The 12265-nt window shown below is 70.2% G+C and carries 8 protein-coding genes; 2 read left to right on the forward strand and 6 right to left on the reverse strand.

Annotation, left to right across the window (positions count from 1 at the left end):
• Window positions 1–145: 145 nt before the first annotated feature.
• The 4 genes from ACFWGN_RS12475 to ACFWGN_RS12490 all read right to left on the reverse strand — a co-directional run bounded on the left by ACFWGN_RS12475 (window position 146) and on the right by ACFWGN_RS12490 (window position 5982).
• Window positions 146–1969, reverse strand: coding sequence for a glycoside hydrolase family 13 protein (locus ACFWGN_RS12475; RefSeq protein ID WP_377617323.1), 1824 nt, complete (start codon window positions 1967–1969; stop codon window positions 146–148).
• A gap of 71 nt (window positions 1970–2040) precedes the next feature.
• Complete coding sequence (locus tag ACFWGN_RS12480) at window positions 2041–2967, reverse strand: sugar ABC transporter permease (protein WP_377617164.1); 927 nt, start codon at window positions 2965–2967, stop codon at window positions 2041–2043.
• Between the two features lies 1 nt (window position 2968).
• Window positions 2969–4621: an ABC transporter permease subunit gene (locus ACFWGN_RS12485; RefSeq protein WP_377617165.1), complete on the reverse strand. Its 1653-nt coding sequence runs from the start codon at window positions 4619–4621 to the stop codon at window positions 2969–2971.
• 128 nt (window positions 4622–4749) lie between these two features.
• Window positions 4750–5982 (reverse strand): extracellular solute-binding protein, encoded by a 1233-nt coding sequence (locus tag ACFWGN_RS12490; RefSeq protein ID WP_377617167.1) that lies wholly within the window; start codon window positions 5980–5982, stop codon window positions 4750–4752.
• 238 nt (window positions 5983–6220) lie between these two features.
• On the opposite strand from ACFWGN_RS12490, the gene ACFWGN_RS12495 reads away from it, so the two are divergent.
• Complete coding sequence (locus tag ACFWGN_RS12495; protein ID WP_318244355.1) at window positions 6221–7264, forward strand: LacI family DNA-binding transcriptional regulator; 1044 nt, start codon at window positions 6221–6223, stop codon at window positions 7262–7264.
• A 207-nt stretch (window positions 7265–7471) separates the two neighbouring features.
• Window positions 7472–9277 carry a glycoside hydrolase family 13 protein gene (locus ACFWGN_RS12500; RefSeq protein WP_377617169.1) on the forward strand — a complete coding sequence of 602 codons (1806 nt, stop codon included), beginning with the start codon at window positions 7472–7474 and terminating at the stop codon, window positions 9275–9277.
• Between the two features lie 150 nt (window positions 9278–9427).
• Here ACFWGN_RS12500 and dusB read toward each other — a convergent pair whose 3' ends face one another.
• Both dusB and ACFWGN_RS12510 read right to left on the reverse strand, forming a co-directional pair.
• Window positions 9428–10639: a tRNA dihydrouridine synthase DusB gene (gene dusB / locus ACFWGN_RS12505; protein WP_377617171.1), complete on the reverse strand. Its 1212-nt coding sequence runs from the start codon at window positions 10637–10639 to the stop codon at window positions 9428–9430.
• Window positions 10640–10729: 90 nt separating this feature from the next.
• A complete protein-coding gene (locus tag ACFWGN_RS12510) occupies window positions 10730–12118 on the reverse strand; it encodes a glycine--tRNA ligase (protein ID WP_191800918.1) in 1389 nt (462 codons plus the stop codon).
• Window positions 12119–12265: the final 147 nt, after the last annotated feature.

Consider the following 12265-nt stretch of genomic DNA (forward strand, 5'->3'; position numbering starts at 1 on the left):
TGTGGGCCCGGTTCCCAACCTTTTCTCGGGGTCGGGGCGGGTTGGGGGCGCCGCCCCGGGGCGTTTTTTTGAGCAGATGCCCCTGATCCGTGCGGATCAGGGGCATCTGCTCACTTCTCGGTGGAGGTCCCGCGTGCGGGCCGGCTCAGCCGATCCGCCAGACCCCGACTCCCGGTCCGTCCCCGCCCAGGTCCAGGCCGTCGGCCGTGACCTCGAGGCCCAGCCCGCCGTACAGCTTCTCGGGCTCGGAGCCTGCGAGCAGGTGCCGGGGCAGGCGCGCACCGGCCCACGCGTCGCGCGCGACGACCACGAGCACGCGCTCGTCGGTCGTCTCGCGCAGGTACGCGACGGCGTCGTCGTCGACCAGGAGCCAGCGCAGACCGCCCTCACGCAGCGCACGGCTCGCCCGGCGCATCGCGACCAGTCGCCGGTAGACCTCGAACGTGTCGCTGTCCCAGCGCTCGGAGCGGCCCCACGGCATGGGCACGCGCGCGTGCTCGCCGTTGGTTCCCGTGAGGCCCACCTCGTCGCCCGCGAACATCACAGGCGTACCGGGGTAGGTCAGCAGGAGCGTCGCGGCGACCTCGACCATCTCGGCCGAGCCCACGATCGAGCGCAGGCGAGGGGTGTCGTGCGATCCGAGCATGTTCCACTGGCGCGACGTCACGGCCCACGGCAGCACGGCGTCGAAGTCGCGCATGGTCTCGACCATGCTGCGACCACCGCGCCGCGGGGTCGTGACGGGCAGCCCGAGGAACGGGACGGTCGAGTCGTGCGGGGCGAGCCACGTCCAGATCGGACGCGTGAACGCCGAGTAGTTCATGTTGGCGTGCCAGCCGTCACCGGCCAGGTCGAGCGACGCGTCGTGGAAGTGCTCGCTGACCAGGACCGAGTCCGGGTTGATCTCGGTCATGGTGGCCCGGATGCGACGCGCGATCTCGAGCGTGCGGTCCTCGTCGGCGTAGCGACCCGTCATGTTGGCGACGTCGATGCGCCAGCCGTCGAGGGAGAAGGGCTCCCCCAGGTAGCGCCCGACGACGGATCCCGGCCCGTCGATCATCCTCGCCCCGAGCGTGGGCGAGCCGTAGTTGAGCTTGGGCAACGACGCGTGCTCGAGCCAGCCCACGTAGCCGGGCTCGCCCGGCGTCCAGTAGAACCAGTCACGCTCCGCGCTCGACGCGTCGGCGTGCGCACGCTCGAACCACTCGTGGCCCGCGCCCGTGTGGTTGGTCGTCAGGTCGCCGAGCAGGCGCATGCCGCGCGCGTGCACCGCGCGCGAGAGCGAGGCGTAGGCCTCGTCGCCGCCCAGGAGCGGGTCGACGTGGTCGAACGTGCTCGCGTCGTAGCGGTGGTTGGAGCGTCCGGGGAAGACCGGGGTCAGGTAGACCGTCCCCACCCCGAGCGCCTGGAGGTGGTCGAGGTGCTCCTCGATGCCACGCAGGTCACCGCCGTAGTACTGCGTCCCGACACCGGGGCCGCCCGCGAGGGGCTCGTCGTCCCAGTCCGCGGGCTGGGCCCAGTCCGGGACCGGCCGGTCGTCCGCCTCGGCCGAGCGTGCGAACCGGTCCGGGAAGACCTGGTAGACGACGCCGTCGCCCATCCAGGACGGCGCCGGCGGGTGCACCGTGAGACGGAAGTCCGCGGCGTCCGGCACGTCGCGGTCGAAGACCCCGCGACCGTTGAGCCACTGGTACCCGCCCGGGACGTCCAGGAAGAAGCGATAGCTCGTGACCGGGTTGTGGACCAGGACGTCGGCGACGTACCAGGACTCGTGCTCGTCCTCCCGATCGAGCCGGGCCTGGGACAGGCGGGGCTCACCGTCACGGACCGTCCGCAGCCACACGGACCGGACCTGGGCGGCGGGACCGCCGGGCGCCCGGGGCACGCGGACCCGGACGGGGACCACGTCCCCGAGGGCGGGCGTGCCCTCGGGGACGTAGACCTCGGAACCGTCGTGGTGCGCGGTCAGGGCGACCGCCTCGCGAGGCGAGGCGAGCGACCCGGCGGCCGTGACGTCGTCGGGCAGGGAGGCGCTCACGCTCAGCCCTTGACCGAACCGGCCGTCAGACCGCCCACGATGTACTTCTGCAGGTAGAGGAACAGTGCCAGCACCGGCAGCGCCGAGACTACGGCACCGGCCGTGAACAGGCCCCAGTTCGCCTCGCGCAGCGAGGAGACCCAGCCGTACAGGCCCACTGCGAGCGTCCAGTTGGACTCCGACGTCAGGACGATGCGGGCGATGATGAACTCGCCGTACGTGCTGATGAAGGACAGCAGCGCGACCACCGCGAGGATCGGGGCGACCAGGCGCAGGATGATCGTCCAGTAGATCTGCGCGTGTGTGGCGCCGTCGAGCTTGGCCGCCTCGTCGAGCTCGCGCGGGACCGTGTTGAAGAACCCGTACATCAGGAACGTGTTCACGCCCAGCGCGCCACCGAGGTAGACGCAGATCAGCGACAGCTTGCTGTCCAGGCCCAGGGCCGGGACCACGTCGCCGAGGCTCAGCAGCAGCAGGAAGATCGCGATGAACGCGAGCATCTGCGGGAACATCTGGATGATGAGCAGCGAGGTCAGGCCGGCGCGACGCCCCGCGAAGCGGAAGCGCGAGAACGCGTAGGCTGCCGCGGCCCCCATGAGGACCGTGCCGATCGAGGTCACCACGGCGATCACGAGCGTGTTGAGCATCCACGTCCAGAACAGCGACTCGCTCAGCTGCGCGTAGTTCGCGGTGCTCACGTCGCTGAAGAGGGTGTTCGAGCCGGTCAGCGTGCCGTTCTCCGAGAGCGAGGCCGACAGGACGTAGACCAGCGGGAACGCCGCGAACACGACCGCGACGACGCCCACGAGGTGGCGCCAGCCGAGCTCGCTGAACCAGCGGCCGGGCTTCATGCGCTGACGGCCTACGCCCGAACCGGACGGGGTGCCCGAGGACGAGCCGACGGAAGGGGAGACAGAGGTGGTCGCCATGTCAGTTGATCTCCTCGAACTTGCGGGTGCTCCGGAACGCCAGGGCCGAGATGGTGCCGACGATCACGAAGATGACGATCGACAACGCGCTCGCGAGCCCGAAGTTCTTGGGGGCCGAGCCGTCGACGCCGGAGATCTGGTAGACCATCGAGATCAGGATGTCCGTGTGGCCGAGCGGCACCGAGGCGTCCGCGAACCGTGGACCACCCCCGGTGAGCATGTAGATGAGCGTGAAGTTGTTGAAGTTGAACGCGAACGACGAGATCAGCAGCGGGGCCGTCGAGATGAGGAGCAGCGGCAGCGTGACCGAGCGCCACGTGCGCCAGCGCCCGGCCCCGTCGATCTTCGCGGCCTCCATCACGTCCGACGGCAGCGACTGCAGCGCGCCCGTGCAGATGAGGAACATGTACGGGAAACCGAGCCACAGGTTCACGAACAGGACCGAGAACTTCGCGAGGACCGGGTCCGTGAGCCACGGGATCTCCGCTCCCCCGAAGATGACCTCGTTGATGAAGCCGAACCGTGTGTTGAGCAGGCCGGACCACAGCAGGGCCGCGAGGAATCCCGGGATCGCGTACGGCAGGATCATGAGCACGCGGTAGATCTTGCGACCTCGCATGCGCACGTCGTTGAACGTGATCGCCAGGAAGAGACCGAGCAGGAACGTGGTCGCCACGGACCCGATCGCGAAGACGAACGTCCAGGCGAGGATCTTGACGAACGGCTGCGCATAGCGCCCGTCCGAGAACGCGGTGACGAAGTTGTCGAACCCGACCGCGACGCGCCAGCCCACGGCCAGGGTCGTGCCGTCCTCGGCCTCGAACTGCCCGTCGTCGTTGGGCGTGTACACGGTCCCGGTGGTCGTGTCCGTCATGGTGTCGCTCGCGGCGTCCCACTCGAGCGTCGAGGTGTAGACGTAGCCGGTCATGGCGTCGGGTGTGCGGATCGACCCGTCCTCGGGGTCGTCGGACACCGGAACGCGGAGGTTCGTGACCTCCTCCTGGCGCTGGAGCACCTGACCGCGCTCGAGGACCTCGTAGCCCGGGACGTCGGCCGCACGGCCGCCCACGACCTCGGCGCCGTCGACCACCGTGAGGGGCTGCTCGGCCGTGCCGACCTCGACGTCCCCGTCCGGGGTGACGATCGCGAAGGCGAGCTCGTCGCCGTCCACGAGCACCGTGAGCGGCGCGGACTCGGAGCCCTCGACGCGGCGCTCGTTCTGCACGAGCAGCGCCTCGACCGCCTGCTCCTTGGTCGTGTTGTGGCCCGTGCCGTAGTTCGTGAAGGCGATGTAGCCCGTGTAGGCCACGACGAAGATCTGGTAGGCCAGCAGGAACAGCAGGCCAGGGAGGATGTACTTGAGCGGCAGCGCCCGCTTGGAGAAGTAGACCCAGTTGGCGGCGACGAGCATGGCCAGCATCGCCGCGAGGATCCCGTACGACTCTGCGCTCCACGCGGACCAGACCACGTACACACCGAGCGCGTCGATGACGGCCATGAGTGCGAGCTTGACGAAGAACCCGGGGCTGTAGTTCCGGGCGTGCGAACCGTCACGGTCCCGACGGGGGCGCTGTGCGCGGGGTCCCAGGGGCGGCCCGGAGTCCTCCGGAGCGCCGACTTCGCTGTCGGTGGGCGTGATCTGTGGGGCGGACATCGAGCCTCCGTAGTCGTGCGACACGGGGGTACGGCCCGCGTCATGGGGCTGGCGCAGCACCGCTGGTGCGGTCCGCGCCGACGGCTCGTGGCCGTGGCGCCAGGCGCCACGGCCACGAGGTCAGGTGATCAGGAACCGATCGCTGCCTGGATGTCGGCGATCATCTTGTCCCAGGTGGGGATCGGGTCTGCGCCACCGACGATGGCGGCCTCGGTCACGCCCCAGAAGCTCCACACGGAAGCCATCTCGGGGATCGAGGGCATCGGGACGGCGTCGGCACCGACGGCGCGGAAGCCGGCGATGATCGGGTCCTCGGCAGCGGCCTTGTCAGCCGAGACGGTGAGCGCCGGCGAACGGTTGCCCGCCTTGTAGAGGGCCGTCTGGGCCTCCTCGGTCGAGAGGAAGTTGACGAGGAAGTCGTTGGCGACGAGAGCGTTCTTGCTCTGGTTGCTCAGGTAGAAGCCCTGCACACCCACGAACGGCTGAGCGGGCTGGCCACCTGCGCTGGGGACCGGGTCGATCGAGAGGTCCAGGCCCTCGAAGGACTCGATCATCCACGGGCCACCCACGATGAAGGGCGACTCGCCGTTCTTGAAGGCCTCGACCGCGATGTCGTACGTCGTGTCCTGGCTGAGGTTGCCTGCGGCACCCTGCGCACCGAGCCACGTCGCGAACGCCTGGCCCTCGGGGCCGCCCATGGCGAGCTCGGAGGTGTAGGAGCCGTCAGCGTTCTGCGAGAACACCGGGGCACCGAACGACGTCTGGAAGGGATAGTGCGTGTACGGGTCGCCCTTGGCGCCGTCCGACTGCACGAGGATCGGGAACTTGGTCCCGGCGGCCTGCCCTGCGGCGATGGCCTCGTCCCACGTGGCGGGGGCCGCGGGGGCGAGCGCGGTGTTGCGGATGAGCGCGATGTTCTCGATCGCGTAGGGCAGGCCGTAGACCTGGCCGTCCTGCGTGAAGGCCTCGATAGAGACCTTCTCGAACTCCGACGCCTTGTCACCCAGCTCGAGGGGCGCGACGACACCGTTGGTCGTGAACTCGCCGAGCCAGTCGTGCGCGCCGACGGTGATGTCGGGGCCCTTGCCGGTCGGGACCTGCGCGAGGAAGTCCGCGCGGATGTCGTCGAAGTTCTTGAGGACGACGTCCACCTTGGTGCCGTTCTCGGCCTCGAAGGCCTTCGCGGCGTCGGTGACCGCAGCCTGGCGGGTCTCGTCGACCCAGACCGTCAGCGCACCGGTCGAGCCGGTCGACTCGCCGGACCCCGCGGTGGTCTCGTCGTCTCCGCTGCCGCCGCCGGAGCAGGCAGTGAGCGCCAGCGTGGTGCCGAGCGCTGCGGCTAGAAGGATGCTCCGTCGCATCTGAGTCACTCCAAGCAATCGAGATGTCAGCCGAGGGTGGCGAACCTGCCTCCCTTGGCCCTGATGTGGACGACCGTACGACGTCGGGTAGCCATCGTGCAAGCGCTTGCGGTAACTTTCATGCAACGCTTTACACACAACGGCGAAACAGTCTCGTCGCACACAGTCGCCCGTCGAGAACCATCCGACCGGCGAGCAACCAGGACGAGGAGGTCCGGTGTCACCTACACTGCCCCACGTGCGTACCCGTCTCACAGATCTCGCCGAACAAGCCGGCGTCAGTACTGCGACGGTCTCGCGCGTCCTGAACGGGAAGGCCGGTGTCGCCAGCGAGACGCGCCAAGCGGTGCTCGCCGCGCTGGACCTTCTCGGCTACGAACGCCCCGAGAAGCTCCGCAACCGGTCGGCCGGCCTCGTCGGTCTGATCGTCCCGGAGCTGACGAACCCGGTCTTCCCCGCCTTCGCGCAGATCATCGAGTCGTTGCTCTCCGAGCACGGGTACACCCCCCTACTGTGCACGCAGTCGCCGGGGGGCACCACCGAGGACGAGTACGTGGAGATGCTCCTCGACCACGCGGTCGACGGCATCGTCTTCATCTCCGGCCTGCACGCCGACACGCAGGCGAGCCACGACCGCTACGAGCGCCTGCGCAGCCGCGGCATGCCGATCGTCCTGGTCAACGGCTACGCGCCGGGCGTGGACGCCCCGTTCGTCTCTCCCGACGACGTCGCGAGCGTCGAGCTCTCGGTGCGTCACCTCGAGTCGCTCGGCCACCGCAGGATCGGCCTCGCGATCGGGCCCGGCCGGTTCGTCCCCGCGCAGCGCAAGCTCGCCGGCTTCGCCGACGCGCTCGTGCGCCACGGGCTGGTCTCGGACGTCGCTGAGGCGGACGAGCACATCGTCGTGACCCTCTTCACGGTCGAGGGCGGGCAGGCCGCGGCCGGCGAGCTCATCGACTCGGGGCACACCGCGATCGTCTGCGGCTCGGACCTCATGGCGCTCGGCGCCATCCGGGCAGCACGCGCACGGGGCCTGCGCGTCCCGGAGGACGTGTCGGTCGTCGGCTACGACGACTCGCCGCTCATCGCCTTCACCGACCCACCCCTGACCACGGTGCGCCAGCCTGTGGCCGCGATGGGACAGGCGGCGATCAGCGCCCTGCTCACCGAGATCTCGGGCGACCGCGCTCCGCGTTCCGAGCTGCTGTTCCAGCCCGAGCTCATCGTGCGCGGCTCGACCGGCGCGGCACCGAGCCACCGACTCGACAACCCCCAGCCGTAAGCGCTTACACTCGGACGACGGCTCGTCGGGCCAGCCTCCTTCAGCGGTCGCGCCCACGATCCCCGTACCGGTGATCCTCCGGGCAACGACACGCCCGGTTCTCCGCACGGACCGCCTCGCAGCACCTGGCGCCCCGGTCCGTCGATCGCCATCCCCAGAACGAGCTCCACCACGCCACACCCCGCACACAGTGAGGACCTGTACTCCATGTCTCGTATCGATTCGATCCCGGCTGCCGAGGTCGACTCCGCACCTGCACCGACCGCCACCCGGCTCGTCCAAGCGGCCCACGAGGGCCCGGGCGAGTGGTGGCGCGACGCGGTCATCTACCAGGTGTACCCGCGCTCCTTCGCCGACGGGAACGGCGACGGGATCGGCGACCTGCCCGGCGTGACCGCCCGCCTGCCGCACCTCAAGGCGCTGGGGATCGACGCGGTCTGGCTCTCGCCGTTCTACCGCTCGCCCCAGAAGGACGCCGGCTACGACGTCTCCGACTACCGCGACGTGGACCCGCTGTTCGGCACGCTCGCCGACTTCGACGAGATGCTCGCCGCCGCCCACGAGATGGGCATCCGCGTCATCGTCGACGTCGTCCCGAACCACACCTCGGACCAGCACGCCTGGTTCCAGGAGGCGCTCGCCGCGCCCGAGGGCTCGCCCGAGCGCGCCCGCTACCTGTTCCGCGAGGGCAAGGGCGAGAACGGCGAGCTGCCCCCCAACAACTGGCAGTCGATCTTCGGCGGACCGGCATGGACCCGCGTGACCGCAGGCGCCGGCGCGCACGTCGTGACCGGTGCCGAGGGCGAGGTCCCGGGTCAGTGGTACCTGCACATGTTCGACTCGACCCAGCCCGACCTCGACTGGAACAACCCCGAGGTCCGCGCCGAGTTCGAGGACGTCCTGCGCTTCTGGCTCGACAAGGGCGTCGACGGCTTCCGCATCGACGTCGCGCACGGCATGGTCAAGCAGGACGGGCTGCCCGACTGGGACGGCTCGGTCTCGATGGTCGACGGCACCGACGCGGGCGCGCCCGAGGACGGCTCCACGGGTGCCGGCAACTCTGGCCCCATGTTCGACCAGGAGGGCGTGCACGACATCTACCGCGCCTGGCACAAGGTCCTGGCCGAGTACGACGGCGACCGTGCCCTCGTGGCCGAGGCCTGGGTCGAGCCGCTCTCGCGCCTGGCCCGCTACGTGCGCCCGGACGAGATGCACCAGGCCTTCAACTTCTCGTTCCTGACCACGGCCTGGGAAGCCGCGCCCCTGCGCGCCGTCGTCGCCGCGTCGCTGCACGCCTCCGACGAGGTCGGCGCGCCCACCACCTGGGTGCTGTCCAACCACGACGTGGTGCGTCACCCCTCGCGCCTCGGCCTGGCCGAGCCCGGTCTGCGTCCGAACGGGATCTTCGCGCACGAGCCCCAGCCCGACGAGGAGCTCGGCCTGCGCCGCGCCCGCGCCGCGAGCCTGCTCATGCTCGGCCTGCCGGGCAGCTCGTACCTGTACCAGGGCGAGGAGCTCGGGCTGCCCGAGCACACGTCGCTGCCGAACGACGTCCGCGAGGACCCCGCGTTCTTCCGCACCGAGGGCGCCGAGGCCGGCCGTGACGGCTGCCGCGTGCCGCTCCCCTGGTCCGCGGAGGCACCTGGCCTCGGTTTCGGCGCGACGGACAAGACCTGGCTCCCCCAGCCCGAGTCGTACAAGGCCCTCGCGGCCGACGCCCAGTACGGCGTGGCGGGCTCGACGTTCGAGATGTACAAGGCTGCGCTCGAGATCCGCAAGGCCGAGCGCCTCGGGGCGGGCTCGCTCGCCTGGCTCGACGCCTACGCGGACTCCTCGGACGTCATCGCGTTCCGCAACGGCGACGTGGTCGTCCTGGCGAACCTGGGTTCCGAGCCCGTCGTCCTGCCGCGCGGTGCACAGGTGCTGGTCGAGAGCGGCCCCACGTTCTCCGACCGCAGCGTCGACCCCCAGGTGCGCGTGCCCTCGGACACCACGGTGTGGTTCCGCGCGTGACCTGCGGCTCCTGCTAGCCCCTGGGTGGGCTGTCGGGCCGCGCGAGCGGCCCGACAGCCCAGGGCGCTCGACGAGCCCACGCGTACGACGACGGCCCGGTGCCGGAGGAGATCCTCCGGCACCGGGCCGTCGTCGTCGGGCGGGCAGGCCTCAGCCCCCGGAGACGCTCAGCTCGGCCTCGCGCAGCTTCTCCTCGAACTCCTCGGAGAGCTCGCGCGAGTCCAGCCACCCGTAGGGCAGGTGCGGCTTCTTGGGCGAGCCCGCACGACCGCGCTGGCCTTCTGCGGCCTCGCCCGGGTACGGCTGGTCGAGGTCGAGCGCGTCGAGCTTGCCGCGCAGCTCCTCGAGCGTGGAGACCATCGCGAGCCCTTGCCGGGCCTCACCGCCCACGGCGTACCCCTTGAGGTACCAGGCCATGTGCTTGCGCAGGTCACGCATGCCCTTGCCCTCGTCGCCCCCGAAGTACTCGATCATGAGCTCGCCGTGGCGGTAGATGGTCTCCGCGACCTCGCGCAGCCCTGGCGTCACGCGTGCGTCCGAGCCCGCGAAGGCCGCCGCCAGGTCGGCGAAGAGCCACGGGCGCCCCTGGCACCCGCGCCCGACGACGACGCCGTCGCAGCCCGTCTCACGCACCATGCGCACGGCGTCCTCGGCCGACCAGATGTCACCGTTGCCGAGCACCGGGATGTCGGTCACGGTCTCCTTGAGGCGCGCGATGGCCGACCAGTCCGCGGTGCCGCTGTAGTAGTCGGCCGCGGTCCGGGCGTGCAGCGCGACGGCCGCGACGCCCTCGGCCTGGGCGATGAGCCCGGCCTCGAGGTACGTCAGGTGGTCCGCGTCGATGCCCTTGCGCATCTTGATCGTCACGGGCACGCCGTACGGCTCGGCAGCCTTGACCGCTGCTCGGACGATCGACGTGAACAGGTCCCGCTTCCACGGCAGCGCCGAGCCGCCGCCCTTGCGCGTCACCTTGGGCACCGGGCACCCGAAGTTGAGGTCGACGTGGTCCGCCCGGTCCTCGCCCGCGATGATCCTGACCGCGGCCCCGACCGTGGCCGGGTCGACGCCGTAGACCTGGGCCGAGCGCGTCGTCTCGTCGTCCTCGAACGTGACGATCCGCAGCGACTCCTCGTTGCGCTCGACGAGCGCCCGGCTGGTCACCATCTCGGCGACGTACAGCCCGGCACCGTGCTCGCGGCACAGCCGGCGGAAGGCCGCGTTGGTCACGCCCGCCATGGGGGCCAGGACCACGGGGGTCTCGACGACGTGGGGCCCGATCCGCAGGGGCGGCAGCACGTGTCCGGTTGCGGGTGCCGGGGTCTCGGGCGCGCGCGAGGCGTCGGAAAGGGTGGGGAGGGTCACCGGGCCATTCTCCCACCATCCCCCCGGCAGACGAAAAGGGCCGCCGTCCACGGGTGGACGGCGGCCCTCACGCCCCGGAGGGCGGGCGTGCTAGGCGCCGAGCAGGCGGGCCGCCAGGTAGGCGGTCACCTGGTCGAGCGCGACGCGCTCCTGCTCCATGGAGTCGCGGTGACGGATCGTCACGGCCTGGTCCTCGAGCGTGTCGAAGTCGACCGTGATGCAGAACGGCGTGCCGATCTCGTCCTGGCGGCGGTAGCGACGACCGATCGCGCCCGCGTCGTCGAAGTCGACGTTCCAGTACTTGCGGAGCTCGGCGGCCAGGTCGCGCGCCTTGGGCGAGAGCTGCTCGTTGCGGCTCAGCGGCAGCACGGCGGCCTTGACGGGCGCGAGGCGCGGGTCGAGGCGGAGCACCGTGCGGACGTCGGTGCCGCCCTTCGCGTTGGGTGCCTCCTCCTCGTGGTACGACTCGACGAGGAACGCCATGAGCGAGCGCGTCAGGCCCGCGGCGGGCTCGATCACGTACGGGACGTACTTCTCGTTCGTGACCGGGTCACGGTACGTGAGGTCCTTGCCGGAGTGCTCCGAGTGGGTCTTGAGGTCGAAGTCGGTGCGGTTCGCGACGCCCTCGAGCTCGCCCCACTCGGACCCCTTGAAGCCGAAGCGGTACTCGATGTCGACCGTGCGGGTCGAGTAGTGCGACAGCTTCTCCTTGGGGTGCTCGTAGAGACGCAGGTTGTCGCGCGAGATGCCGAGGTCGACGTACCAGTTGGTGCGCAGGTCGATCCAGTACTGGTGCCACTCCTCGTCCGTCCCGGGCTCGACGAAGAACTCCATCTCCATCTGCTCGAACTCGCGCGTGCGGAAGATGAAGTTCCCGGGCGTGATCTCGTTGCGGAACGACTTGCCGATCTGGCCGATGCCGAACGGCGGCTTCTTGCGTGCCGCGCCCACGACGTTCTGGAAGTTCACGAAGATGCCCTGCGCGGTCTCGGGGCGCAGGTAGTGCATCCCGGACTCGTCCTCGACCGGGCCGAGGTACGTCTTGAGCATCATGTTGAAGTCGCGGGGCTCGGTCCACTGGCCGCGCGTGCCGCAGTTGGGGCAGGCGATCTCGGCGAGGCCGCCCTCGGGGGCGCGGCCCTTCTTCTCCTCGAACTCCTCGATCATCTGGTCCTCGCGGAACCGCTTGTGGCACGAGAGACACTCGGTCAGCGGGTCGGTGAAGACGCCGACGTGGCCCGAGGCGACCCAGACCTCGCGCGGGAGGATCACCGAGGAGTCGAGGCCCACCACGTCGTCACGGCTCGTGACCATGGTGCGCCACCACTGCTTCTTGATGTTCTCCTTGAGCTCCGTGCCGAGCGGCCCGTAGTCCCAGGCGGACCGGGTACCGCCGTAGATCTCGCCCGAGGGGAAGACGAACCCGCGCCGCTTGGCGAGGGAGACGACGGCATCGAGTCGAGAGGGCGCAGTGGCCACGGGCGATCACTCCAGGAAATCGTGTGTACCCCGCACGTGGCTTCGTGCGGGACGGTGCAGGACAGGCGCCCCGGTCGCCGCGACGAGGCGGGCGAGGGTCCGTGGGCGCCAACGTCCCAGGCTACTCGGTCTTTCCTGGCGAGGTGA

It is taken from the genome of Oerskovia sp. NPDC060338 (assembly GCF_042726295.1).
In the GTDB taxonomy this organism is placed as follows: Bacteria; Actinomycetota; Actinomycetes; order Actinomycetales; family Cellulomonadaceae; genus Oerskovia; species Oerskovia merdavium.

Bases quoted from the DNA above. Each gene is read 5' to 3' on its own strand.
- ACFWGN_RS12480 (WP_377617164.1), bottom strand. From the start codon at position 2,967: ATGGCGACCACCTCTGTCTCCCCTTCCGTCGGCTCGTCCTCGGGCACC.
- ACFWGN_RS12485 (WP_377617165.1), bottom strand. From the start codon at position 4,621: ATGTCCGCCCCACAGATCACGCCCACCGACAGCGAAGTCGGCGCTCCG.
- ACFWGN_RS12490 (WP_377617167.1), bottom strand. From the start codon at position 5,982: ATGCGACGGAGCATCCTTCTAGCCGCAGCGCTCGGCACCACGCTGGCG.
- ACFWGN_RS12500 (WP_377617169.1), top strand. From the start codon at position 7,472: ATGTCTCGTATCGATTCGATCCCGGCTGCCGAGGTCGACTCCGCACCT.